We start from the raw sequence: 25,691 nt of genomic DNA, 5'->3' as shown, positions 1-25,691 counted from the left end.
AAAGCGAGGTACAACTGTGTGTAAAAGTAACGTGTTACAATAACTTTATGATAGTAATTCTAACAAGTTTAATGTTAGCCATAAGTATTTTGTCTTGGCTACTTTGGTACCAAAGTAAAACCAACCCAGCAAGTATGCGAATGGGACTTTATGTGTTGATCATTGTGATTTTCTTATTTATTGGGTTGTTGGTAATTGAGTTTCCAAGTATATCAGTTGGTCAGTTAATTAGAGGAACTAAGCGATTCGTTAAATGGGCTAATATTACGGGTCTATTTTTTGTGATCACACTAGCCTATCATAGTTTTCAAAGTTGGCGTAAATGGCAACATAACCTACATCAATTGTTTTTTCCACTGGTATTACTTATATACGCCATTACTGATATTGGTATCTGTCTTCTGAACGACAGTTTCTCAATAACTATGAAACCAATGCTGGTTGTTATCCCATGGCTGTCAATATATATTCTTTGGCAATTTTTACAGTTTTTCATCAGTAGTATTTTGTATGGATTGGTGGTTAAACAACCAATCCGCGGTACGCTTGTCGTCTTAGGTGGTGGGTTAGTTGATGGACAATATGTTGGTCGAATCGTCGGTAATCGTATTCAGGCAGCTGTTAAAGATGCAAACAAAATGCCAGAGTATCCAACTATCCTTTTTTCGGGTGGCCAAGGGAAAGATGAATTAGTTTCTGAGGCAGAAGCTATGAGAAACTTTGCCGTAAAGAAACTAAATGTTCCTCGTGAGAAGACAATGTTGGAAAATCGTTCTAGAAATACATATGAAAATTTGAGGAATAGTGCTAAATTAATTAACAGTTCATTCACATTTTATACAAGCGAGTATCATGTTTTTCGTGGTGCTTTACTAGCGAAAAAGCAAGGAGTTAATGCGCAAGGTCGAGGAGGATACACACAGTTTCCGTACCGTGGTATAGCGTTTTTACGAGAGTTTGCTGGTGTAATGAATTTAAATTCAAAACAGCATGTTATATGTGGTACTGTGTGGTTTGTTAGTAGTATGATAGTAATTTTAATTAATTTTGTATGAATAAAATATAAAAAATCTTTTTAAATATGGTATATTATTTAGATAGATTTAATGAATTATGGAGATTTATACTGTCTGGGAGAATAATATGACTATTTTTGGCAAATTAATGTGGTTCTTTAAGGAGCACAAACGATTATATATGTTAGGGCTTACTTTTTTGTTCCTGACAGAAGTATCACAGATGGTTTCCCCAGCGTTAATTGGTCGCTTCACTGATGTGATAGTATCCCGACAAATGACAATGAATCAACTATTTTTCTATGCTGGTGGTATTTTGCTTTTTTCTGTGTTGATGTACATATTTCGTTATACATGGATTACACATATTTTCCAAGGTTCGGCATTATTGGAAAAAACACTGCGACAACAATTATTTGATCACTATTTGAAAATGGATACTACATTTTATCAGCGTCGACGTACGGGAGATTTAATGGCTCATGCGACGAACGACTTGTCAGCAGTTCAGAGAGTGGCATCCGGTGGCGTATTGATGCTGGTTGATTCGATTGTTATTATTATTTTCACGGTTATCTCAATGACCCTTGTAGTTGATTGGCGTTTGACGTTGATTGGGGTTTTACCGTTACCATTATTGGCGGCCGGTGTTTGGTATTTATCACCTAAAATGCGACGTGCCTTCACATCATCTCAAGAAGCCTTTTCACGATTATCAAACAAGTCTCAAGAATCGATAGCTGGAATCAAAGCTATCAAGACATTGGGGCAAGAAAAACAAGATGTTGATGCTTTTAATGAGGAAATACAACAAACGATTCAAATCAATAAAAAGGTAGCTGCTATTGATTCCTTATTCGGACCAATGGCTACGTTGGTGATGACAATTAGTTATGTTGTGATGATTACTTACGGCGGATCGCTGGTATTGAATGATTCAATTTCAATCGGTCAACTTGTCTCATTTTCAACATATTTAGGATTATTAGTATGGCCGATGTTTGGTTTGGGACAGCTGTTTAATGTATTGGAACGTGGTAATGCTTCGTATATGCGTGTCCAAGAAATTTTGTCTGAAAAATCATCAATTATTGAAGATGAGAATGGTTACGATAGCATATCTCATGGTGATGTCGCTATTCGGATTGATCAGTTTAAGTACCCAGATGATCAATCAGCAGTTTTGAAAGATATTTCGCTGAATATTCGTGCTGGCGAAACTGTCGGCATTGTTGGGCGTGTTGGTTCTGGAAAAACGACCTTAATCAAACTACTGCTACGCCAGTTTGATGGTTATACTGGCCAAATTAGTTTTGCTGGTAAAAATATTAAAGATTATAAATTAAGTGTGTATCACAGAGCTATTGGCTATGTTGCACAGGAAAATTTCTTGTTTTCAACAACAGTGAGAGATAATATTCGGTTTGCTGATGTCAATAAATCACAAGAGAAGGTGGAAAAAGCTGCTAAAATGGCGGCTTTACACGAGGATATCTTGAACTTTCCGGAGGGGTACGATACACAAGTTGGCGAACATGGTGTAAGTTTATCGGGTGGTCAAAAGCAACGATTAGCTATAGCTCGTGCCTTAATTATTGATCCAGAGATTCTAATTTTAGATGATGCTTTGTCGGCCGTTGATGCACGGACGGAAAAGCAAATACTGAACACTTTAAAAACTACTCGGCAAGAAAAAACAACGATAATCGTTGCTCACAGAATTAGTTCTGTAATGAATGCTAATGAAATTGTAGTTCTTGACCACGGGGAAATTGTCGAACGTGGTCGACATGAAGAACTGATTGCTCACCAAGGATGGTATGCTCAAATGTATGAGCAACAACAATTAGCAATAACCCTTCAACAGAACTTATCGGGAAAGGAGGATAATGATGACGGAAAAAACTGATTCTGTTTGGGCAAAAAATATACCAGTTAGAGAACAACTTCATGTTATTTGGACATTGATTAAAATGGCAAAACCATTTCGTTCCATGTTTATCGTGGCTCTTCTAATTGGCGCCGCTTTTGCATTATTACAAGCGGCCGCGCCACGAGTTATTGCTTACTATATGACGACTTATTTACATCAAACAAGCAGTGTACCGTTGAGAATTATGATTAGTTTTGCCGTTTTGGTTGCAGTTATTCGCGTGTTGCAAGCTGTGACAGATGCTTTGAATGCCTACTATTTCACGGTTGCTGGTGAATATGCTTTAGAAGATATGCGATTACGTGTATTTCAAAAGTTACACACATTGGGGATGAAATTTTTTGATGAAATGCCTGCAGGTTCCCTTGTAACACGTGTTAATAACGATACAGCTTCATTGACAGATTTTTGGCGATTTTTTATGCAGCTTACCTTTGCTGTGATGAGTATGATTGGTGCTTATATTGGCATGTGGACAATTGATGTGCATGCAACCCTTCTGATGACGATTGTTGTACCATTCATTGTTATCAGTATTATCATTTATCAACGCTTCTCATCAAGACTATTTCGCCATATGCGTGAACGTTTATCAGCATTAAATGCTAAAATTGCTGAAAGTGTTACTGGAATTGATATCATTCAGGAATTCTATCAAGAAGACCGTTTTAAAAAAGAATTCGGTAAAATTAACGGTGAGTACTTTAATGCTCGTTTTAAAATGATTAAAGCCGATGCTTTGTTATTAGAGCCTATGATTGATATGTTGTTAGGTGGTGCGACAGTTTTAGTTTTATGGTATTTTGGTGAACTTTCCATACAAACAGTTGTTTCAGCAGGTGCTATTTACGCATTCACTACTTATTTAAACAATATTTTTGGGCCCCTAGAAAGTATTATGAATTTATTCAGTCCTTTCCAAGAAGGTTTAGTATCAGGCTATCGCATTCTTGGTATCCTCGGTAACGAGACTTATGCTCCGGCTCAAAACCAGAATGCTAAGGGAGATATCACTGATGGAAAAATTGAATTTAAGCATGTTAATTTTAGCTATGATGGTCGTCACCCAATTCTAAAAGATTTAACATTTACTGCTAACCCTGGTGATACGGTTGCTTTGGTAGGACATACTGGTTCTGGAAAAAGTTCTACCATTAATACATTAATGCGTTTTTATGACTTTCAATCAGGTGAAATTTTGATTGATGGTCAGGATATTCGTGATATTGCAATGGACAAGATACGCAGCAAAATGGGACTAGTGTTACAAGACCCATTCATGTTCTATGGTGATATTGCGTTTAATATTCGTATGTACAATGATATCCTTACGGATGAACAAATTAAATTAGCAGCTGAATTTGTTGGTGCAGATGATTTCATAGAAAAGTTAGATGGTAAGTATCAAGCTAAAGTACAAGAAGGTGGAAGCAGCTTTTCTGCTGGTGAAAAACAACTAATCAGTTTTGCACGCACAATTGTGGCTAACCCTAAAATACTAATATTAGATGAAGCTACTGCGAATGTTGACACTGAAACAGAAACAAAAATCCAAAACTCACTGATTAAAATGCGTCAGAATCGAACTACGATTGCAATTGCCCACAGACTTTCTACGATTAAGGATGCCAATTTGATTTTGGTACTGGATCAAGGAGAGGTTGTTGAACGTGGAACTCATGATGAACTACTTGCAGCACATGGCAGGTATTATGATCTTTATCGATTACAAGGAGCACAAAGTGGGATAGCGGTATAGGTCAAATATCACAGTGAATGGCTATAACTTCTTGTTATAAAACCTCACATACTACTTTGACTAAACAGACCAAGTATGCGTAAAATGGTAATAAGAGGAGACTAGTTTGAGATGTTACGTTAGGCTAGTTTTTGCTACCGTGTACACTGCGGTGTACACGCTTAGAAAAAGGAGAATTAAGTCATGTCAATGATTGAATTTAAAAACGTCGAGAAATATTATGGGAAGTTCCATGCTTTGAAGAACATTAATTTAAAAATTGATGAAGGTGAGACTGTTGTGCTTATCGGTCCTTCAGGGTCTGGAAAGTCAACTTTGATTCGTACAATTAACGGACTAGAAGAAATACAAGAAGGTAAGCTTCTGGTCAATGGATTTGATTTACATGATCCTAAAACCGATATCAATCGTATCCGTAAAAACGTTGGCATGGTTTTCCAGCACTTTAACTTGTACAATAATAAATCAACATTAGAAAACGTGATGCTTGCACCACGTCTCGTTTTGAAACGTAGTGAGGAAGAAAATAAGGCTACAGCAATGGCCTTGTTGGATAAAGTAGGCTTGGCGGATAAGGCGGCTAATATGCCGTCTGAACTATCAGGTGGTCAAAAGCAACGTGCCGCTATTGCTCGTTCATTAGCGATGCAACCGAAGGCATTGTTGTTCGATGAGCCAACATCAGCTTTGGATCCTGAAATGGTTGGAGATGTGTTGGACGTCATGCGTGATATTGCTAAGGATTCATCTATGACAATGCTTGTTGTTACCCATGAAATGAGCTTTGCTAAGGCTGTGGCTGATCGTGTTATCTTTATGGCTGACGGTGAAATTCTTGAAGATAGTACAACCGAAGAATTCTTTAATAATCCTAGAGAACCACGTGCTCAACAGTTCTTGAGCCAAGTTGATCACAAATAAAATTTAGATTTGGAGGAAAAGCGTTTTTGGAAATTTCAGTATCTTATGATATAAGGTATTTGAAAATGAAATCCTTTAACGCTCTGTTACTATGGAAAAAGCTAAAAAAAGACAGTTTGGTATCATTGCTACAATCGTTTTAGCTGCTGTTATTGTCCTCGGCTTATTGTGGGCAACTACTGCTGCTAAGAAAAATGAGGAGCATCAGGATACCTTACAACGCGTTCAAAAATTAGGGAGAATTGTTTGGGGTGTGAAGGCTGACACCAAGCTATTCGGCTTAATGGATACAAAGACTGGTGTTGCTAAAGGGTTCGACGTTGACATTGCTAAAGCATTAACTGTTCAAATATCAAAGCAAACAGGTGTCCCAATGTCCGCAGAATTTGTACCAGTGTCTTCATCTTCAAAAATACAATTATTGAAGAATACTAATATTGATGGCACAGTATCAACAATGACAATCACACCCGAACGTGAAAAAATTATTGACTTTACGAATCAATATTTTGATGCTGGACAATCAATTCTTGTTAAAAAAGACTCAGGCATTAAGTCAATTAAAGACATGAATGATCCAAAGTATAAAATTATCGTTATTGTTGGGACTACAGCTGCCGAGGAGACAAAGAAATTTGCCCCAAAGGCTAAGTTGATAGCCGTTCAGGATTATGCCACAGGTATGCAAGCCCTTAAGGCTGGTCAAGGTCAGGCGATGTCAACCGATAATGCGATTTTGTATGGATTTGCTACAGAAAATCCTGATTATCAAATTGCGGGCGGGACTTTTACCCATGGGCCTTATGGTATTGCTTTTGATAATAATCAAAGACCAATGGTTAGAGAAACAAATAAAGCGCTTGCTATAATTAAGGAAAATGGTACCTATAATAAATTAATTAAGAAGTGGTTCAGCGATGTACCAGGACTTGATTGGCATGAATTGGAGGCGAAATAATGACGTTACTACAAAATAATTTCCCAACGTTCTTGCAAGGATTCGGATATACTTTACTATCAAGTATTATTGCGCTAATCATTTCCATGATTTTGGGCACGTTCTTTGCTATTTTACAAATTTTGCCACAAAAATGGGTACAAAAGATTGGTAATGTATATGTGCAAGTATTTCGTAACATTCCATTATTGATTATCACCTTTTTCTTCTTCTTAGTAGTTGCTAAGGTTATTCCAATGAATGGGTTTACTGCTGGAACTATCGCATTATCATTATATACATCAGCTTTTATTGCTGAAACTGTTCGTGCTGGTATTCTTTCCGTTGACAACGGGCAAATGGAAGGTGCGCGTGCTAATGGATTATCGTTTAGTCAAAGTATGCGGTACATTATACTGCCTCAAGCCTTTAAAATAGCATTACCATCGCTTGGAAACCAATTTATTAATTTGGTGAAGAATTCATCGATCCTAGCCTTCGTCGGAGGATTGGACTTGATGTATCAAGGAAATATGGTTGCAGCTACTACGTTCGACACTTTTAGCACGTATATCATTGTGGCACTTTTCTATCTGGTAATTACATTGCCATTGAGCTACTACATGCAAAATCTAGAACGTAAACTAAAGCACGCAGCATAAGGAGGACAGTATGGTTACATTAGGAATTTTTGACGCCTTTACACCGCAAAACGTCCAATATTTGTTGGGTGGTTTAGGCATTACAGTTGGTGTATCAATTATCTCGGTTATTTTAAGTTTTATTGCTGGATCAGTAATTGGAATTGTTCAATTTGAACGTATCCCATATTTTTCTAAGTTTGTCGGTACAATTAATAATATTATTCGTAATTTACCGTTACTATTAATTATTTTCTTCGTGTATTTTGCCTTACCAAAACTAGGCATCCATTTACCTATTTTTTGGGCAACTGTTGTTGCGATGAGTACTTTTGAATCTTCAATGCTCGCCGAAATTGTGCGTGGCGGACTAGAATCCATCGATGAAGGGCAGTTTGAAGGCGCACGTGCTAATGGACTAACCAATATTCAGACAATGTTTTACATTGTATTGCCCCAAGCGTATAAGAAAATGATTCCACCAATCATTTCACAGTTGATATCATTGGTTAAGGATACTAGTCTTGCTATGGGAATTGTCTTAGCCGAGATGACTTATCGTGGTCAGATTATTTATGCCCAAAATTCTACTTATATCATTCCAGTTTTGATTGCAATTACGTTGGTATACTTCTTGTTAAATTATGGACTATCTTTAGTTGCCAAGTGGTTTGATCATCGCTTAGCTTAAGTACAAATTTATAATTTTTAATAAAAGCATGTTTTTTGCTAAAGAAAAGCGTTTCATACAAAATGTGAAGCGTTTAATGAATTTCTTTTCTGAGGTTAAAAAACGATGCTTTTTTATTTTTATTTTAAGGATGCTTTAGTTTTTCTGTTGCAATAATTAAAAATATTGCGGCTAATGAAGTGCTTTCTATCAAAAAAAGCTGATTAATAGTATGGTTTTGTTAATATTCCTAACATTTGAACGAAATGCAACAAAATATTAAAATCTAATATAAATGAGTTGCAAATGAGAAATTAACATGGTAAACTAAAAAACATTAATATATTAAGTATATCGGGAGGATATATCTTTATGGATACATGGAAAAAATGGGCGATCGGTGCAGCCGTTGTGGTTGTTGCTGGCGCTGGAACGCGTGCTGCCGGTCTCTGGGGTGGTTCGCAAGATTCTGATAAGGATACTTTGAATTTTACCTTTCCTACACCAATTCAAACATTGGATATATCAAAAAACACAGATACATATTCAGGTACTGTCATTGGTAATACAGGTTCTAACTTGTTACGAGTTAACGCCAAAGGGAAAACAGTTCCTGATTTAGCCAAGTCTGTTAAAGTATCAAAGGATGGGTTGACGTATACCGCAACACTACGTAGTGGGTTGAAGTATTCAGACGGCTCAAAGTTGACGGCTAAGGATTTCGTATATTCATGGCAACGTATTGTTAACCCTAAAACCGCTTCACAGTATTCATATTTAGCTTCGGGTGTTAAGAACGCTGAAGCAATTGCTGCGGGTAAAGCAGATATTAATTCTTTGGGAGTTAAAGCAGATGGTAATAAGATTACATTTAGTTTAGAACGGCCATTGCCACAGTTTGAATACTTACTAACTTTTGCTAATTTTATGCCACAAAAACAAAGCTTTGTTGAAAAGCAAGGTAAGAAGTATGGCACAACTTCAGAAAAGCAATTGTACTCAGGACCTTATAAGTTTGAAGGTTGGAATGGTACAAATAATAAATTCAAAATGGTTAAGAATGACAATTATTGGGATGCTAAGAGTGTAAAGACAAAAGAAATTACATGGCAAGTTATCCAGAAGCCAGAAACAGCAGTTCAATTGTATAAGCAAGGCAAGTTAGATCGTACAACAATTTCGGACACGCCTGAATTATACAAAGCTAATAAAAACAATAAGGATGTTGTAAAGCAACCAGAAGCAACAACAAGTTATATTGAGTACAACCAAACTGGTAAAAACAAGTTCTTAGCAAATACTAAAATTCGTCAAGCTTTGAATTTAGCTACTAATCGTAAAGAATTAACAGACCAAGTTACATCTGGTATTTCAACCCCAGCAACAGGGTTGGTCCCAGAAGGATTAGCCAAAACATCTTCTGGTAAAGATTTAGCTGCATATGTTGCGCCAGGCTACAAGTATGACACTAAAGAAGCAGCCAAATTATTTGCTGAAGGATTGAAAGAAGTAGGTGAAACAAAGATGAGTTTCACAATTACGACGGATTCTGAGTCTCCTGCTGGAAAGACAACCTTAGACTATTTGAAGGGATCAATGGAAAAAGCGCTTCCAGGACTAACGGTGGATGAAAAATTTGTACCGTTTAAGCAACGTTTGTCAGATTCACAAACGCAAAACTTTGATGCTGTTGTATCACTATGGGGCGGTGATTATCCAGAAGGTTCAACATTCTACGACCTATTTAGAGATGGGGCTTCATATAACAATGGTCAGTTCAAGAATAGTGCCTATACACAGGCGGTTGAAAAAGCTGAAACAACAGATGCCTTAAATGCTTCAGCCAGAGATTCTGATTATAAGGCAGCTGAGGAAGCCTTGTATAAGGATGCTAACATTAACCCATTATACTTCCGTTCTAGGTATGCATTATCTCGTTCAAATGTTAAAGATATTATTATCAATACTACTGGCACGAACATGGATTTGAAGTACGCCTATCGTAAGTAAGCGAAATATGATAAAATTAAGCTACATTTAATTAAAAATGAGAATTGACGTTAGTCAATTCTTATTTATTAGGAAGATAAGACTATGTTGAAATATATTTTAAAGCGATTAGTGCTTTTGCTTTTCACGTTATTCTTGGTAATTACTGCGACGTTCTTTTTAATGCAAATAATGCCTGGAACGCCTTTTAATAATCCCAAGCTGACACCAGGAATGATTGCTCAGTTGAACAAAGCGTATGGATTAGATTTGCCGCTATGGCACCAATATCTAAACTATATGATTAATGCTATCCATGGCGATTTTGGCACGTCGTTTCAGTATCAAAACCAAAGTGTTGGTATGTTGATTGGGCAAAGATTGCCGATTTCAGCACAATTGGGCGCACAAGCTCTAGTTATAGGTGTTATTGCTGGTCTCTTTATGGGCGCAGTTTCAGCGCGTAATAAGAATAATAAAATTGATGGTACTTTGGGTGTGGTGTCTACCTTGGGTATTTCAGTACCTAGCTTCATTTTGGCCATTGTTTTACTGTATCTTTTCGGGTTTAAATGGCCGCTATTTCCTGTTTCCGGTTGGGGTGATTCGTTTTCAGAATCAGTGTTGCCTACTGTTGCATTGGCCGTTAGCCCTGCAGCGATAGTTACTCGTTTTGTCCGCTCAGAAATGATTGAAGCACTGGGATCTGACTATGTCCAGTTGGCACGTGCTAAGGGTCTTAGTGAAAAAGAAATTGTCAATAAACATGCTTATCGTAATTCAATGATTCCAGTTTTGACATTAATTGGGCCAATGGCTGCCGGCTTATTAACCGGATCAACGTTGATTGAAAATATTTTCTCGATTCCAGGCATTGGGCAGCAATTCGTTTCGTCTATTCCGACAAAAGACTTTCCGGTTATCATGGGTACAACAATTGTTTATGCCATGATGTTGATGGTAATGATTCTAATTACGGACATTTTGACGGCAATTGTTGATCCACGTGTTCGTTTGCAATAAGGAGGCTCATGATGGCTGCAAATACTGAAGATTTTGTCATCGTTGGCGCACAAAGCTCTGATGCCAACGAACATATTTCTAAGCCAGCACTGTCATTTTGGCAAGATGCTTGGCGTCGTTTAAAATTAAATAAATTAGCGGTTGTATCAATGTGGTTTTTGGTATTTATCCTTGGATTTGCCATTATATCCAATGTTTTTGTGAAACAAAATGATGCAAACTCGTTTGATTCTGACAATGTCGGTAAATATAAAAATTTGCCACCAAAGTCAGGACTACCTATTCCTGGTTGGAAAGGTACAATTAAAGAACCAGGAGCAACAGAATCGACTAATCCGTATGCGGACAATAATGTTAAGAAAAATTATCTATTTGGTACAGACACCATTGGTCGTTCACTTGGGAAACGTGTCATTGTTGGACTTAGAATTTCATTACTAGTTGCTATTTCGGCAACATTAATTGATTTGTTGATTGGTGTTTCATACGGTGTATTTTCTGGTTGGAAAGGTGGCACTGTTGATGTGGTCATGCAACGAATCATTGAAATTATGTCGTCTGTTCCTAATTTGATTGTTGTAACAATGATTGGTTTGCTGCTTGGTAGTGGCGTAACTTCAATTATCATAGCAATTGCGCTAACAGGTTGGCTAAGTATGGCTCGTCAAGTGCGTAACATGACTTTATCATTAAAAGAGCGAGATTATGTATTGGCAGCTAAAGCATTAGGTGAAAGTTCAACCAAAATAGCTATTAAGCATTTAATACCAAATATGGCTGGAACAATTATTGTTCAAATTATGATGACTGTTCCAAATGCGATTATGTTTGAAGCTGTTTTGTCGGCAATTAACTTAGGTGTTAAGCCTCCAACGGCATCGTTAGGATCGTTGATTTCTGATGCGCAAAGTATGCTGCAATTTTATCCCTATCAAATTTTAATTCCGTCTGCTGTGTTGGTATTAATTTCGTTGGCGTTCATTCTATTGGGTGACGGACTTCGAGATGCTTTCGACCCACGTGCGAGTGAAGACTAAGAGGTACATGTATAATGAGTAATCCAATTTTAAAAGTTGAAAATTTACACGTCAACTTCAATACTTATGCTGGTACCGTGCAAGCGATTCGTGATGTTTCATTTGATTTAAATGAAGGAGAAACATTAGCGATTGTTGGTGAGTCTGGATCAGGAAAATCAGTAACAACGAAAACATTGATGGGATTAAATGCTAAGAATGCTGTTATTCCTGATAATAGTCGATTGATATTTAAGGATAGAAACTTATTAGACTTGAAAGAGGAAGAGTGGCAACACGTTCGTGGTAATGAAATTGCTATGATTTTCCAGGATCCAATGACGAGTTTGGATCCAACAATGAAAATTGGTCATCAAATTGCTGAACCACTGATTAAGCATCGTGGTATGAAAGAAAAAGAGGCCTTGACTCGGGCGCTAGAATTGATGAAAGGTGTTGGAATTCCTGATGCCGAAGAACACATCAATGACTATCCACACCAATGGTCAGGTGGCATGAGACAACGTGCGGTTATTGCAATTGCTTTGGCAGCTGACCCTGAAATATTGATTGCTGATGAACCAACAACTGCCTTAGATGTAACTATTCAAGCGCAAATTTTGAACTTGATGAAAGAACTACAAAAAGAATCAAATTCATCTATTATCTTCATCACTCATGATTTAGGTGTTGTTGCTGGCATGGCCGATCGAGTGGCTGTTATGTATGCTGGTAAAATTGTTGAGTATGGCACAGTTGATGAAATTTTCTTCAACCCACAACATCCATATACATGGGGATTGTTGAATTCGATGCCAACAACAGATACTGAGGAAGGATCACTACAAGCAATTCCAGGAACACCGCCCGATTTGTTAGAACCTCCCGTTGGAGATGCCTTTGCGGCACGTAATCAATATGCGTTAGCAATTGATAGCCGTGAGGAGCCGCCATTCTTCAAAGTTAGTGAGACACACTATGCAGCCACTTGGTTGTTAGATGAACGTGCGCCTAAGGTTACCCCACCAAGACAAATTTTGAATCGTTGGGCCCACTGGCAAGAATTACAAGGGCAGGAGGCTTAATCATGACCGAAGAAGCACAAAAAAAATTGGTTGAGTTAAAAGATTTACAGTTGTATTTTAACAAAGGTAAATCAAATGAAGTTCGTGCGATTGATCATGTTAGTTTTGATATTTATGAAGGTGAAGTATTTGGCCTGGTTGGTGAATCTGGATCTGGTAAAACAACAATCGGTCGTACAATTTTAAAATTATATGAACCAACTGATGGTTCAATTACATTTAATGGTGAAGATGTCACTAAGTTAAAAGGAAAGCATCTTTCTGAATTTCGTAAGGATTCACAAATGATTTTCCAAGATCCTCAAGCCAGTTTGAATGGACGCATGAAAGTGCGTGACATTATTGCTGAAGGTATCGACGTGAACCATTTAGCGAAATCTAAGGAAGAACGGAATACTAAAGTTCAAGAGTTGTTGGATTTAGTTGGATTAAACAAAGATCATGCGTCTCGTTATCCACATGAGTTCTCTGGTGGGCAACGTCAGCGTATTGGAATTGCACGTGCACTTGCCGTTGACCCTAAGTTTATTATTGCTGATGAACCGATATCTGCGCTGGATGTTTCGATTCAAGCGCAAGTTGTTAATTTGATGAAAGAATTACAAAAGAAACATTCATTAACATACTTGTTCATTGCTCATGATTTGTCGATGGTCAAATATATTTCAGATCGTATTGGTGTTATGCATTGGGGAAAACTGCTTGAGATTGGAACAGCAGATGCTGTATATAATCATCCCTTACATCCATACACGAAAAGTTTATTATCAGCTATTCCGGTACCTGATCCGGAAGTTGAGAATAATCGCCAACATATTGATTATGATCCTAGTGTAGAAACAGATGGCAAAGAACGTACAATGTTAGAAGTTAATCCAGGCCACTTCGTTTTAGCAACTGAAGAAGAAGCCGTAATATATAAAGAACAACAGCAGTAATATAGAAATCGAACATGCAATAGTGTTCGATTTTTATATTTTAATGCAATTGGTATATAATGTTTGTTAACAAATTGAGTGTATTAAATGAAAAGGAGTGATTTAATGGTTCGAATTCAAGATGATTTTTATGAGGCAGTAAATGGCGAATGGGAGAAAACGGCAGTAATTCCGTCTGATAAGCCTCGCACTGGCGGGTTTAGTGATCTGGCTGATGATATTGAGCAATGGTTACTGAAAACCACATCTGAGTGGCAAAGAGGGCAAAATGTACCTGATGATAGTATTTTGAATAATTTTGTTAAATATCATCGATTGGCATCTGATTTCACAACACGCAACGAGCTTGGTTCGTCTCCAATACAGCCATTTTTGAAGCAATACCAATCCTTTTCATCTTTTGCCGACTTTGCTCCACACATCGCTGATCTGGAAAAAGCTGGGCTACCAAATGCGTTGCCATTAGGTGTGGAACCTGATTTCAAAGACGCACGTACTAATGTTTTGTGGGCAGGTGGTTTGAATATCCTCTTACCAGATACGACATACTACGCTAAAGATCATCCACAGGCAAAAGTCTTGCTTGCTAAGTTTCGTGAAGAACAAGAAGCTTTACTACCGGAATTTGGTTTTTCGGAAAATGAAACTAATGATTTGATTGAAAAGTATCTTACATTTGATGCACGTGTTGCGAACGTAGTATTGAGTCAAGAAGAGGGGCACGAATATGCAAAATTATACCACCCATATGAATGGGAAAAATTTGTTCAATTAGCACCGACGTTACCCCTAAACAATATTTTAAGTGAATTGATTGGTCAGACACCGGATATGGTTGTGGTTCCAGAAGAACGTTTTTGGCAAGCAGCTGATCAGTTTTATTCCGAAGAAGCATGGCCATTATTAAAAGCATATCTACTTGTGTCGTTGGTTAATCAATTTACACCATATCTATCGAACGAAATCCGTATCTTGGGTGGTGTCTATCAACGAGCATTAAGCGGTCTTCCTGAAGCGATGAGTCAAGAAAAATCCTCCTTTTATCTGGCATCGCGTCCATTTAATCAAGCAATTGGTTTATACTATGCATCAGAGAAATTTTCTCCGGAAGCTAAAGCTGATGTTGAAGAAAAAGTTGCCTCAATGATTGATGTTTATAAAAATCGCTTGCAAACAGCGCAGTGGCTAAACACAGAGACGCGTAAGAAAGCAGTTACTAAGTTAAATACCATTGTCCCACATATCGGTTATCCAGAAAAGTTACCAGAACGCTTGACGGAAAAAGTAGTTTCTAACGATGCAACATTATTTGAAACAGCTTTGAAATTTCGAAAGATAGAAATTGCCTATGCTTGGCGTAAGTGGCATCAGCCGGTAGACCGTAGTGAGTGGCACATGCCGGCTCATTTGGTTAACGCCTATTATGATCCACAACAAAATCAGATTGTGTTTCCTGCAGCTATTTTGCAAGAACCATTTTATAGCTTGTCACAATCATCGTCGGCCAATTATGGTGGTATTGGCGCAGTGATTGCTCATGAAATTTCTCATGCCTTTGATACCAATGGCGCTTCATTTGATGAGTTTGGTAGCTTGAATAACTGGTGGACAGACAAGGACTATGAAGCATTCAAAGTAAAAACAGATCAAATTGTTGATCAATTTGATGGTTTGGACTCATACGGTGCAAAAGTTAATGGGCACTTAACTGTTTCTGAAAACGTAGCAGACTTAGGCGGTTTAGCAGCTGCACTAGAGGCAGCTAAACGTGATGATGACTTCTCTGCAACTGCATTCTTTGAAAATTGGGCGGCCATTTGGCGAATGAAAGCACGACCAGAATATATGAAGTTACTGGCTGCATCAGATCCCCACGGTCCTGCTAAATTACGGGTTAATATACAAGTGAAAAATTTTGATGACTTCTTTACGACATTCAATGTGAAGCAAGGAGATAAAATGTGGCTTGACCCTCAAGAACGAGTACAGATTTGGTGAATTTGTTTTTAAATATATGTTACAGTTAAAAAGCGCAAAATAGGCGCTTTTTTTGATACAATGAAAAAGATTAATTTTGAAGTGAGAGAAATATGTTTCCTGAAAATTTTATACTGTACGGTATACAAATACTACTTGTTGTTGTAATGATAGCAATGATTATAGTTGTTATCAGATCTTACTTGCTCCATAGGCAACCCATTTTTAAGCGATTTGGTTTAGGTATGTTGATTGGATTTATAACAGATTTTGGAGATACACTCGGCATTGGGTCATTTGCAACAACAACGGCGGCGTTTCGAATGACCCGTTATATAGATGATGACCGTAAATTACCGGGGACTTTGAACGCGGTTCATGCCATACCAGTGATGGTGCAAGCTTTATTTTTTATTACAGCTGTCAAGGTTGAATTGACAACGTTATTACCTATGACAACGGCTGCAGTTATAGGAGCTTATGTCGGGACTCATGTCACAAAAAAGTGGCATGCACCTACGGTACAACGCGTGATGGCTGTAGCATTATTAATTGCTGTTGTAATCATGGTAGTACGTATGATTACTAGCCCAGGAAGTAATAATTCAATGGGTGTGCATGGATTGCATGGCTGGTGGTTAGTTTTGGGAATCGTTTTCAACTTTGGTATTGGTGTGTTGATGACTATGGGCTTGGGTAATTATGCGCCAGAGTTGATATTCTTCTCTTTGATGGGTGTAAATCCTGCAGTCGCTTTTCCGGTAATGATGTTGGATGCAGCATTGATTATGCCTACTACAGCTTTAAATGTGATCAAAATGAATCGAGTGTCATGGCGGGGGTTTGCCGGAGTGGCCATAGGTGGTGTTCTAGGTGTGATTGTTGCGGCTAAGTTCTTTACTAGTATGAACGTCGATTTATTAAACAAGTTAATCGTTATTGTAGCTCTGTGGACGATTTTTGGGTTGGTTCGTGATTCCAGGAAAAATAATATTTAAAAAAAGTACGAAAAGGTATTGTCAACAACCTGATTTTCTGGTATTATAATATAGTTGTTTGAGATATGGGAGTGTAGCGAAGTCTGGCTAAACGCGACGGACTGTAACTCCGTTCCTTCGGGTTCGTAGGTTCGAATCCTACCGCTCCCATTGCCGATTAAAGCTAACGGCAAAATAAATTAGCTATTGCCCCTTCGCCAAGTGGTAAGGCATCGGTTTTTGGTACCGACATGCGCTGGTTCGAATCCAGCAGGGGCAATTAAAATAAAAAGGAACTTGGGAGAGTTCCTTTTTTTGTATATAATTATCCTTAACAGATAAAATATGAGGCGATAATTATGAACTTTTTTGTGAATAAGGCAATTGGGGAAAGTAATAGTGGCGTTGAACACGCACAATTTTATCGTGCACAATGCTTTCGTGAAAAAAAGATTGAATTTAAGTTCATCTTCACTGACTTATTGCCACAATTGCATCATCATATGCAATTATGGTCTTTACCAGAAAATGAAGTTATCGGATTATATGATTTGTTGCTAAGTGACAATCCAGATCGATACGCCAAAACTGGTTTAACGGAGATCAATGAATATGCTACTGACTCTCTGTGGGACTTAACGAATACCCAGCGCACCATTGTGCATCAAACGACGGGGCAATATACTGAGACAATTTTTCGTTCTAAAAATTATTCTGAAGCGAAAAAATTATTCTTGGTTGACGATGATCGTGTTATTTTGAAAAACGGCACGCATGAAATCATGTGGCATTATCGAGATAATGGTTCGCGTGGAAGAATTGCTACAAATATTCATCTACGTAATTTTCGTGGTAAAGACTATGTTTTTTCAACACAAGAAGCATTAATCGACTTCTTTTTTATAGAAATACAACATATTTTTAACAACAATACGTACTTTTTGGATCGTGGGACTGCATGTGAAGAATCGTTAGTGCGCTTAAAGTACGTTGGATTACCTTTGAAAATTGTGAATATGATTCATGCTGAACACCTAGTCACCTATCAAGGTGGGCATCCTTTATGGAACAGCTATTACCAATACCTGTTTAACCACCTAGATGATATGGATTTAGTCGTAACAGCTACGAAATTACAAGCTGAGGTAATAAAAAAACAACTGACTCAAATGAACATGCGAGGTGCAGATAAAGTTTGTGCAGTGCCAGTTGGTGGGGTAGCTAAAATAGAAAATCCACGTCATTGGCACGGCGGAACTGCTAAGTTCGTCACTGCCTCACGCTTACATCCGGAAAAAAATATAATACAAATCGTAAAAGCCATAAAAAAATTACGCGACGAGGGGATGGATGTCACCCTAGCTATTTACGGTTCGGGCAACGAAGAAGAAACTATACAAAGAGCTATAACGTCATTAAACTTGCAATCTAGTGTACATTTAAAAGGTTTGAGTCAAGACATTATTCATGATTTTCAAAAATATGATGCATTTGTATCGGCCTCTTATTCTGAAGGGTTCGGATTAACCTATATTGAAGCCATTGGAGACGCTTTACCGATAGCCACCTATGCTAACTTATATGGTGCCCAAGAGCTTGTATATGAGGGCGTAAATGGGTGCCTAGCTGATTTTAATAGAGACAAAGCGCAAGAGCGTGTTAATATTTCCAATCTTACTGATGCAATGCGACGTATTTTTGATAATTATGATCACCTTTCTGTTGGTGCCCATCAAAAGGCACAGGAATATCAGAGAACTAGCATTGCTGATCAGTGGCAAAAGATATGTGAGGTGCTAATATGAAGATAGAAATTATCGATTCTCTCACACAAACCAATTTAAAGGGCGTTGCTTGGCAAATAGAGCAAGTAAAGTCCGGTAATAGTGATGAATTATGGTTGGCTACACCACATGAAGATGCAGTGCATCTTATTCAAAAACTTGGTCTAAATCCGCGTAGCGTGTTTGATATATACGCGCAGGCTTATTTAAGTGAAATTGATGAAACTAAAGGTATATGGTGGGGTGAATTACCAGTGCCCAACGAGGCACAGTTGGTTATTAACAAAGATTGGACTAAAAGTATCGTTAGTCGTGGGCAACAGCTAGCAACTGTACGTTGGTTTGGCGATTCTAAACGCATTGTGCAGGCAGTTGTTTGGCAGGACTCAGATGGTCAAATAGACTATAAAGATATCTACTTGCGGGACGGACGTTTATTTGCAAAACAATATTTTAGCGAAGGAAAGTTATTACAATCTGATTTTTATTTTGGTCATCCAGAGGTGATGGTTAGTGATTTTTATTTTGAAGGTAAACGTAATTTTGTTTATGTTGCTGGTCAAAAATATGCTAGTGCTGAAAAATACATCGTGAACACATTAAGTAAATATACTGAGAATGATTATAATGTTACGCAGTTACAAAGAGAAATGGGCTATGTACCTAAACGAACGACATTAACGATTATTGATGAATTATCAGACGACAAAAGAGATATTCGGAATCAATTAACTGATGTTTTAAAAAACAATCAGCATGAAATAACACGAGTCTTAGTGGACAAAAATGATTATTTAAAATTGCGAATGATGGGATTGCCTGTAAAAAAGGTTCGCCGTCGAAACTAATCGTGCAGTTTCTCACACGCGAACAACACAAAGACAAAATTTTGTTTTATAATAGACTTGTAACTATAAAAATTTGGAGGCTATCATGGCTAAATTGACTGTTTCAGATTTGGAACTTTCAGGTAAGAAAGTATTGATGCGCGTTGACTTCAACGTGCCTATCAAGGCAGGCGTTATCGGAAACGATAACCGTATTGTGGCAGCTTTGCCAACAATCAAGTATGTTTTGGAAAACAATGGTCGCGCAATTTTGTTCTCTCATTTGGGACGTATTAAGTCTGAAGACGACAAGAAAGAATTGTCATTAGCACCAGTTGCCGCACGTTTAGGTGAATTATTGGGTAAGGACGTTAAGTTCGTACCACAAACTCGCGGTGAAGAACTAGAATCAGCAATCAATGCTCTACAAGATGGTGAAGTATTGATGGTTGAAAACACACGTTTTGAAGACGTTGTTGATGGCGAAGTTGTCAAGAACGAATCAAAGAACAATCCTGAGTTGGGTAAGTATTGGGCATCATTAGGTGATGACTTGTTCATCAACGATGCTTTTGGTACAGCTCACCGTGCCCATGCTTCAAACGTAGGTATTGCTTCAAATGTTTCACAAGCAGCTGCTGGCTTCTTGATGGAAAAAGAAATTAAGTTCTTGGGTGATGCTGTTGCTAACCCGGTTCGTCCTTTTGTTGCTATTATTGGTGGTGCAAAAGTTTCTGACAAGATTGAAATTGTTAAGTCATTGTTAAACAAAGCTGACAAGGTGATTGTTGGTGGTGGTATGGCTTATACATTCGATGCTGCTAAGGGTAACAAGATTGGTAATTCATTGTTTGAAGCTGATAAAGTTGAATTGGCTAAGGAATTGATGGCAGAAGCTGGTGACAAGTTGGTTTTGCCAATTGATTCAATTGCTGCTGATGCATTTTCAAATGATGCAAAGACTGAAGTAGTTGATGCAACAGCAGGTATTCCTGATGGCTACATGGGTCTTGATATCGGTCCTAAGTCAGTTCAATTATTGCAAGACACATTGGCAGATGCTAAGACAGTTGTTTGGAACGGTCCTATGGGCGTGTTTGAAATGTCTAACTTTGCTAAGGGAACTTTGGCTATCGGTGAAGAATTAGTTAAGGTTACTGAAAATGGTGGTACAACAATCGTTGGTGGTGGTGATTCAACAGCCGCAGTACAACAATTGGGTGTTGCTGACAAGTTGTCTCATATCTCAACTGGTGGTGGTGCTTCACTTGAGTACCTTGAGGGTAAGGAATTACCTGGAATCGCCTCAATTTCAGAAAAGTAATTTTAAAAATAGCGCGCGAGCGCTTTTTTTTGTACCTTAATTCAAAAATTGTTAAACGTTTGATTGATTAATTATTGTTTATATGGTTTAATATTAACGGACAAAATAACGTTTGCCAGTGAGCAGACATTTTGGAGGAAAACAATATATGACAATTAGTCAGTCCGAAAACGCAATGAAGCAAGGTCGGGTAGCAACTGATACTAAAATGACCAGCGAACAAAAGGTGGTTCTTGGATCAACAACCTTAGGGTTTACTTTAGATCACATGGACGCAACATTCCTATCTTTTGCATTGGCACCTATGATTGCCGAATTACACATCACTGGTGCACAAGGTGGGATTATTGCAGCAATGTCCAACTGGGGAGCATTATTAGGTAGTCTCTTGTTTGGTATTTTAGCAGACCGTGTTGGTCGTGTTAAGGTGTTGTCTTATACTATTATGCTCGTGACCTTTGCAACAGTTATCTTGGCATTTTTGGATAATACGCACACGATTTATGCAGCTCGTTTCTTGCTAGGAATGGGAACAGGTGGTGAATATGGCGTAAGTATGGCATTAATTGCTGAGAGCTTTAGAGCTAGTCGTGTGGGTCGTATGAGTTCTATTACTGCAATTGGTGGACAAGTAGGAGCCATACTCGCGGCAATTTTAGCAACATTAATGATGCCTGCCTTTGGTTGGCGTGGTTTATTTATGTTAGGATTTTTGCCACTAATCGTCGTATACATCGTGAGACGACACTTAAAGGAAACACCTGAATTTGAGCAACTGCAGACGGACTATAAAACTGGCAAAAAGAAATTTAGTTTTAAAGCGATTGCTAATAGTCCTAAACGTGCTTATACTTCTTTTGTGTTAATTGTAATGTTGACTATTCAAACATCAGGCTATTATGGATTGATGAACTGGTTACCAACAATTATGCGCAAACAATTGGGTATCACAGAAACAATTACAGCAGGATACGTCAATCTTGGTATGATACCTATTATTGTTGGTATGGCAATCGGTATGCTTACTTTTGGGACAATTTTAGACACCATCGGACCTCGACGCGCATTTGCTATATTCTTAGTAGCTTCAGCGCTTATGATTTATGTCTTTACATTTGCATATAATATGTGGACATTAACAGTTTTAGGTGCATTAGTTGGCTTTTTCTCTAACGGTATGTATGGTGGATTTGGTGCAGTTATTAGTCAATTGTACCCTTCGGAAATTAGAGCAACTGCAGCCAATACTTTGATGGGATCTGGCCGTGCTATTGGTGCCTTTTCATCAGTTGTGATTGGTTGGATTATGGACAATTATAGTGTGGCGGCTGTAATGCTGAGTTTATCGCTAATGTATGTCATTAGTTTGATTTTCATGTTGACAATTCCTGGATTTAAAAAATTAAGCGCCAATCAATAATCCAAAAAATTAAGGAGAACATTTAGTAACAATGTTCTTTTTCTTTTGGTTATTTATGTGAAACAAGTCACTAATAACATCAGTTATGTAGTAAATAATGCTTTACAAATACGCAAAAAAACGTTAAAATTAATTGTAAATAAGTTCACATACAAGAAAGAGGTTAAAAATGAAAGCAGCAGTTGTTCGTAACATAAATGATGGTTATGTTGATTTAATCGAGGATTGGCAGCCACGTGCGTTAGCATTTGGAGATGCATTGGTTGATGTTGAATATGTTGGCCTTTGTCACACTGATTTGCACTGTGCAAACGGTGATTTCGGTGACCCTAACAAAATCGGAGAACGTAACGGTAATTTTAGTCGAGTAATTGGACATGAAGGCGTTGGACGTGTGTCTAAATTAGGCGAAGGTGCTAGTGATTACCTTAAAGTTGGTGATCGCGTTTCAATTGCTTGGTTCTATGATGCCTGTGGCGTTTGTGATTATTGTGTATCAGGCAACGAAACATTTTGCCGTAAGGTGCGTAATTCAGGTTACACAATTGATGGTGCAATGTCACAACAAGTTGTTGTAAATGCTAAGTATGCGGTTAAGGTACCAGAAGGCTTAGATCCTGTTGAAGCGACATCAATTACTTGTGCTGGTGTTACAATGTACAAGGCTTTGAAAGTCGGTGAAACTAAGCCCGGTGAATGGGTATCTGTTCACGGTGCTGGTGGTCTAGGTAATTTAGCTGTTCAATATGCCCACAGTGTTTTTGGTGCTCACGTTGCAGTTATTGATGGAAACGATGATAAGTTAGCAGCCGCCAAAGCTAACGGAGCAGAAGTACTAGTTAACCGTAAGAAGGAAGATGTTGTAGCTAAGGTTAATGAGTTAACTGGCGGCGTTCACAATGCCCAAGTGACAGCCGTTAACGATGCTGCATTCTCCCAGGCTGTGAATGTTCTTCGTCCAATGGGTAAGCTTGTAGCTGTTGCTTTGCCACAAGGTGATATGGCCTTGAACATTGCTAAAACAGTCCTTGATGGTATTGAAGTTCGTGGTTCATTGGTTGGAACACGTGCAGACCTAAAGGAAGCTTTCCAATTTGGTGCTGAAGGCAAGGTTAAGCCAATTGTTGAGAAAGTTGCTTTCCAAGACATAAATGAAATTATTGATGAAATGAAGGCCGGTTCAATTACTGGTCGTAAGGTCATTGATTTTACAACACTTTAACATCAAAAAAGCGTAGACAACTTATAACAGTTGTCTACGCTCTTTTAATTTCATCTTAAGCATTGGCCTCTAAAACAATCAAATTGCCTTCGGAATCATGTATGGATAAGGCAACCTTGTTTCCAAATCTTTTTTCTGGTTCGCCAATAATAGGAATGAAGTTGTTACGTAAATGTTTCACCAAATCAGCTTGGTGATCACGAACGAGCATCTCTAAGCGGTTCGTTGGCTTGCCGATGACAAACACAATATCTTCACCATCAATTACAAGGTGACGACCACTTTGGTGACCAGATTGTGGCAAATCAAATACATCACGCCAAAAACGATAAGCACGGTTAATGTCAGCAGATGGAATAGTTTTAATGTTTAGTTTACGTGGTTTCATAATAACTATAGTATAGCGGATTTTCTGTTTTTTTCAACCAGTTTCATATCTTGTTGGCGAGTTAAGTTAGTATAAATAATAGCCGGTGAGTTTGGTTCCGACTGTTCACAAAATTATTGAATTAGAAAGATAAAATAAAATATTCCAAAGCAATTATTAAAAAAAAAAACTCATACATACTCAATGTTACTTGAAAGTATGGTAGACTTATAGTTATGGCATTATTAGAAATTTCAGGCCTGTCAATGGCCTACGCAGAAAAAACTTTATATGAAGATGCAGCATTTGAATTACAGGCTGGAGAACACATGGGCATTGTTGGCCAAAATGGTGCTGGTAAGTCAACACTTATCAAAATCATTACTGGGCAAGAACTACCACTCTCTGGTAAAATCGAATGGCAAAAAGGCTTAAAGGTTGGCTATCTAGACCAGTATGCAGAGATTCCTGAAGGAATGACACTGGTTGATTTCTTGCACACTGCTTATCAAGATTTGTATGACAAACAAGACCGTATTACGGAACTCTACAATGAATATGCAGAGAGTCTATCTGACAAATTGTTGGAACGCGCCGGACGTATGCAAGAAGAACTAGACGCTGCTGGATTTTATGACGTGGATACCAAAATTGAGCGCGTGATTTCTGGATTGGGATTGGAAGCGATTGGGCGTACTCGTGCACTAGAATCAATGTCTGGTGGGCAACGTGCCAAAGTCATTTTGGCTAAGTTATTGTTAGAAAATGACGACGTTATTATCTTAGATGAACCAACAAACTATTTAGATGTGGCGCATATTGAATGGCTTGAGGATTTCTTACAGTCTTTTGAAGGGTCAGCGATGATTATTTCCCATGATTTTGACTTCTTGGATAAGGTAACCAATGCAATAATTGATCTATCGTTTGGTAAGATTACTAAGTTTCGTGGCTCGTTTAAAAAGGCAATGCGTCAGAAAGACGAGCGAGCTGAGCAACAGTTACGTCAATATGAAAAGCAACAAGGTGAAATTGAGAAAGCGCAAAAATTCATCGCCAAAAACAAGGCGCGTGCTTCAACATCAAAACAAGCCAAGTCACGTGAAAAAATGTTGGCAAGAATGGATCGAGTTGATCCACCGTCAGAAGTTTTGCAAGCTAAGTTTAATTTTCCCTATGTTAACTCTCAGTCTGCAAACGCACTAACAGTAAATGAACTGTCTGTTGGTTATGTAACACCTGTTTTGGAGCCGGTGACCTTTTCGATGACATCTGGTCAAAAGGTTGTCTTCAAAGGTTTCAACGGTGCTGGTAAGTCAACACTAATTAAATCTGTTTTGGGTGTTATTCCAGCACTTGGTGGTGAGGCAGAGTTTTCACCATCAGCAGTTGTGAATTACTTTGATCAAGATTTGGAATGGGATGATGATCAAAAAACACCACTGCAAGAAATGCAAGACCGTTTCCCAAAATTAGAGCCGAAAGCTTTGCGCACCCGGTTAGCTGCTGCTGGTATTAACGCTGAAAATGCGCAAAAACCAATGAAACAGCTTTCTGGTGGGGAACAGACTAAAGTTAAGTTGGCCATTATGGAAATGAAACCAAGTAATTTCTTGATTTTAGATGAACCGACAAACCACTTAGATGAAGGCACAAAAAATGCTTTGCGTGCAGCTATCGATAAGTTCCCAGGGAATGTGATTATTGTTTCCCACGAAACTAGTTTTACAAAGGGACTAGGAGATAAGGAATTAAACGTTGCCGCATTAAGCTATAAAGAAGAAGCGGAATAACAATGTATGTGTAATGGATGAACAGGTATCTCCAAATAGATAATGTCTAAACTTGCTTGAATAGCAATTAAA

Annotated in this window: 21 protein-coding genes and 2 tRNA genes; 22 read left to right on the top strand and 1 reads right to left on the bottom strand. The window is 38.1% G+C overall.

Going from position 1 to position 25,691, the window contains the following annotated elements; translation table 11 throughout:
* The first annotated feature begins 47 nt into the window (after positions 1–47).
* The 21 genes from GJV51_02105 to adhP all read left to right on the top strand — a co-directional run bounded on the left by GJV51_02105 (position 48) and on the right by adhP (position 23,459).
* Positions 48–1,055 (top strand): YdcF family protein, encoded by a 1,008-nt coding sequence (locus GJV51_02105; GenBank protein QGM24844.1) that lies wholly within the window; start codon positions 48–50, stop codon positions 1,053–1,055.
* 88 nt (positions 1,056–1,143) lie between these two features.
* Positions 1,144–2,925, top strand: coding sequence for an ATP-binding cassette domain-containing protein (locus tag GJV51_02100; protein QGM24843.1), 1,782 nt, complete (start codon positions 1,144–1,146; stop codon positions 2,923–2,925).
* Positions 2,909–4,708 carry an ATP-binding cassette domain-containing protein gene (locus GJV51_02095; protein ID QGM24842.1) on the top strand — a complete coding sequence of 600 codons (1,800 nt, stop codon included), beginning with the start codon at positions 2,909–2,911 and terminating at the stop codon, positions 4,706–4,708. The genes GJV51_02100 and GJV51_02095 overlap by 17 nt, the downstream gene beginning before the upstream one ends.
* A 183-nt stretch (positions 4,709–4,891) precedes the next feature.
* The gene (locus GJV51_02090) at positions 4,892–5,629 is read left to right on the top strand and encodes an ATP-binding cassette domain-containing protein (GenBank protein ID QGM24841.1); all 738 of its coding nucleotides are present in this window, start codon (positions 4,892–4,894) and stop codon (positions 5,627–5,629) included.
* Positions 5,630–5,720: 91 nt separating this feature from the next.
* Positions 5,721–6,587, top strand: a complete 867-nt coding sequence (locus tag GJV51_02085) for a transporter substrate-binding domain-containing protein (protein ID QGM24840.1) — start codon at positions 5,721–5,723, stop codon at positions 6,585–6,587.
* Positions 6,587–7,228, top strand: a complete 642-nt coding sequence (locus GJV51_02080; GenBank protein ID QGM24839.1) for an ABC transporter permease subunit — start codon at positions 6,587–6,589, stop codon at positions 7,226–7,228. Before GJV51_02085 ends, GJV51_02080 begins: the two co-directional genes overlap by 1 nt.
* A gap of 10 nt (positions 7,229–7,238) precedes the next feature.
* Positions 7,239–7,898 carry an ABC transporter permease subunit gene (locus GJV51_02075; protein ID QGM24838.1) on the top strand — a complete coding sequence of 220 codons (660 nt, stop codon included), beginning with the start codon at positions 7,239–7,241 and terminating at the stop codon, positions 7,896–7,898.
* Positions 7,899–8,249: 351 nt separating this feature from the next.
* Positions 8,250–9,887: a peptide ABC transporter substrate-binding protein gene (locus GJV51_02070; GenBank protein QGM24837.1), complete on the top strand. Its 1,638-nt coding sequence runs from the start codon at positions 8,250–8,252 to the stop codon at positions 9,885–9,887.
* 84 nt (positions 9,888–9,971) lie between these two features.
* On the top strand, positions 9,972–10,889 hold the full coding sequence (locus GJV51_02065; GenBank protein ID QGM24836.1) for an ABC transporter permease subunit: 918 nt from the start codon (positions 9,972–9,974) through the stop codon (positions 10,887–10,889).
* Between the two features lie 11 nt (positions 10,890–10,900).
* On the top strand, positions 10,901–11,926 hold the full coding sequence (locus tag GJV51_02060) for an ABC transporter permease subunit (protein ID QGM24835.1): 1,026 nt from the start codon (positions 10,901–10,903) through the stop codon (positions 11,924–11,926).
* Positions 11,927–11,940: 14 nt separating this feature from the next.
* On the top strand, positions 11,941–12,990 hold the full coding sequence (locus tag GJV51_02055) for an ATP-binding cassette domain-containing protein (GenBank protein QGM24834.1): 1,050 nt from the start codon (positions 11,941–11,943) through the stop codon (positions 12,988–12,990).
* 2 nt (positions 12,991–12,992) lie between these two features.
* Positions 12,993–13,928, top strand: coding sequence for an ATP-binding cassette domain-containing protein (locus GJV51_02050; protein ID QGM24833.1), 936 nt, complete (start codon positions 12,993–12,995; stop codon positions 13,926–13,928).
* Positions 13,929–14,033: 105 nt separating this feature from the next.
* Positions 14,034–15,926: an endopeptidase gene (locus tag GJV51_02045; GenBank protein ID QGM24832.1), complete on the top strand. Its 1,893-nt coding sequence runs from the start codon at positions 14,034–14,036 to the stop codon at positions 15,924–15,926.
* Between the two features lie 92 nt (positions 15,927–16,018).
* A complete protein-coding gene (locus tag GJV51_02040) occupies positions 16,019–16,903 on the top strand; it encodes a TSUP family transporter (GenBank protein ID QGM24831.1) in 885 nt (294 codons plus the stop codon).
* Positions 16,904–16,970: 67 nt separating this feature from the next.
* Positions 16,971–17,053, top strand: a tRNA-Tyr gene (locus GJV51_02035).
* Positions 17,054–17,090: 37 nt separating this feature from the next.
* Positions 17,091–17,162: transfer RNA gene (locus GJV51_02030), tRNA-Gln, on the top strand.
* Positions 17,163–17,241: 79 nt separating this feature from the next.
* Entirely contained in the window at positions 17,242–18,687 is a 1,446-nt protein-coding gene (locus tag GJV51_02025) for a glycosyltransferase (protein ID QGM24830.1), read from the top strand.
* Positions 18,684–19,514, top strand: coding sequence for a glycosyltransferase (locus GJV51_02020; protein ID QGM24829.1), 831 nt, complete (start codon positions 18,684–18,686; stop codon positions 19,512–19,514). Before GJV51_02025 ends, GJV51_02020 begins: the two co-directional genes overlap by 4 nt.
* An 85-nt stretch (positions 19,515–19,599) precedes the next feature.
* Positions 19,600–20,817, top strand: a complete 1,218-nt coding sequence (gene pgk, locus GJV51_02015) for a phosphoglycerate kinase (protein ID QGM24828.1) — start codon at positions 19,600–19,602, stop codon at positions 20,815–20,817.
* 148 nt (positions 20,818–20,965) lie between these two features.
* A complete protein-coding gene (locus tag GJV51_02010; GenBank protein QGM24827.1) occupies positions 20,966–22,237 on the top strand; it encodes an MFS transporter in 1,272 nt (423 codons plus the stop codon).
* A 169-nt stretch (positions 22,238–22,406) separates the two neighbouring features.
* Positions 22,407–23,459: an alcohol dehydrogenase AdhP gene (adhP, locus tag GJV51_02005; GenBank protein ID QGM24826.1), complete on the top strand. Its 1,053-nt coding sequence runs from the start codon at positions 22,407–22,409 to the stop codon at positions 23,457–23,459.
* 55 nt (positions 23,460–23,514) lie between these two features.
* On the opposite strand, the gene GJV51_02000 is transcribed toward adhP, so the two are convergent.
* Complete coding sequence (locus GJV51_02000) at positions 23,515–23,847, bottom strand: lactoylglutathione lyase (GenBank protein ID QGM24825.1); 333 nt, start codon at positions 23,845–23,847, stop codon at positions 23,515–23,517.
* 215 nt (positions 23,848–24,062) lie between these two features.
* Here GJV51_02000 and GJV51_01995 point away from each other — a divergent pair, with 215 nt between their 5' ends.
* Positions 24,063–25,619, top strand: coding sequence for an ATP-binding cassette domain-containing protein (locus GJV51_01995; protein QGM24824.1), 1,557 nt, complete (start codon positions 24,063–24,065; stop codon positions 25,617–25,619).
* The last annotated feature ends 72 nt before the right edge of the window (positions 25,620–25,691 follow it).

This window comes from Leuconostoc mesenteroides subsp. mesenteroides (assembly GCA_009676745.1).
GTDB lineage: Bacteria > Bacillota > Bacilli > Lactobacillales > Lactobacillaceae > Leuconostoc > Leuconostoc koreense.
The sequence above is the reverse complement of the archived record's forward strand: the minus strand, read 5'-3'. Positions and strand labels throughout refer to the sequence as shown.

Excerpts from the sequence above, each read along its gene's own strand:
- adhP (QGM24826.1), top strand. The coding sequence starts at position 22,407 with ATGAAAGCAGCAGTTGTTCGTAACATAAATGATGGTTATGTTGATTTA.
- GJV51_02055 (QGM24834.1), top strand. The coding sequence starts at position 11,941 with ATGAGTAATCCAATTTTAAAAGTTGAAAATTTACACGTCAACTTCAAT.
- pgk (QGM24828.1), top strand. The coding sequence starts at position 19,600 with ATGGCTAAATTGACTGTTTCAGATTTGGAACTTTCAGGTAAGAAAGTA.
- GJV51_02010 (QGM24827.1), top strand. The coding sequence starts at position 20,966 with ATGACAATTAGTCAGTCCGAAAACGCAATGAAGCAAGGTCGGGTAGCA.
- GJV51_01995 (QGM24824.1), top strand. The coding sequence starts at position 24,063 with ATGGCATTATTAGAAATTTCAGGCCTGTCAATGGCCTACGCAGAAAAA.
- GJV51_02040 (QGM24831.1), top strand. The coding sequence starts at position 16,019 with ATGTTTCCTGAAAATTTTATACTGTACGGTATACAAATACTACTTGTT.
- GJV51_02090 (QGM24841.1), top strand. The coding sequence starts at position 4,892 with ATGTCAATGATTGAATTTAAAAACGTCGAGAAATATTATGGGAAGTTC.
- GJV51_02085 (QGM24840.1), top strand. The coding sequence starts at position 5,721 with ATGGAAAAAGCTAAAAAAAGACAGTTTGGTATCATTGCTACAATCGTT.
- GJV51_02070 (QGM24837.1), top strand. The coding sequence starts at position 8,250 with ATGGATACATGGAAAAAATGGGCGATCGGTGCAGCCGTTGTGGTTGTT.
- GJV51_02045 (QGM24832.1), top strand. The coding sequence starts at position 14,034 with ATGGTTCGAATTCAAGATGATTTTTATGAGGCAGTAAATGGCGAATGG.
- GJV51_02100 (QGM24843.1), top strand. The coding sequence starts at position 1,144 with ATGACTATTTTTGGCAAATTAATGTGGTTCTTTAAGGAGCACAAACGA.
- GJV51_02060 (QGM24835.1), top strand. The coding sequence starts at position 10,901 with ATGGCTGCAAATACTGAAGATTTTGTCATCGTTGGCGCACAAAGCTCT.
- GJV51_02105 (QGM24844.1), top strand. The coding sequence starts at position 48 with ATGATAGTAATTCTAACAAGTTTAATGTTAGCCATAAGTATTTTGTCT.
- GJV51_02050 (QGM24833.1), top strand. The coding sequence starts at position 12,993 with ATGACCGAAGAAGCACAAAAAAAATTGGTTGAGTTAAAAGATTTACAG.
- GJV51_02025 (QGM24830.1), top strand. The coding sequence starts at position 17,242 with ATGAACTTTTTTGTGAATAAGGCAATTGGGGAAAGTAATAGTGGCGTT.
- GJV51_02065 (QGM24836.1), top strand. The coding sequence starts at position 9,972 with ATGTTGAAATATATTTTAAAGCGATTAGTGCTTTTGCTTTTCACGTTA.
- GJV51_02095 (QGM24842.1), top strand. The coding sequence starts at position 2,909 with ATGACGGAAAAAACTGATTCTGTTTGGGCAAAAAATATACCAGTTAGA.
- GJV51_02020 (QGM24829.1), top strand. The coding sequence starts at position 18,684 with ATGAAGATAGAAATTATCGATTCTCTCACACAAACCAATTTAAAGGGC.
- GJV51_02000 (QGM24825.1), bottom strand. The coding sequence starts at position 23,847 with ATGAAACCACGTAAACTAAACATTAAAACTATTCCATCTGCTGACATT.
- GJV51_02080 (QGM24839.1), top strand. The coding sequence starts at position 6,587 with ATGACGTTACTACAAAATAATTTCCCAACGTTCTTGCAAGGATTCGGA.
- GJV51_02075 (QGM24838.1), top strand. The coding sequence starts at position 7,239 with ATGGTTACATTAGGAATTTTTGACGCCTTTACACCGCAAAACGTCCAA.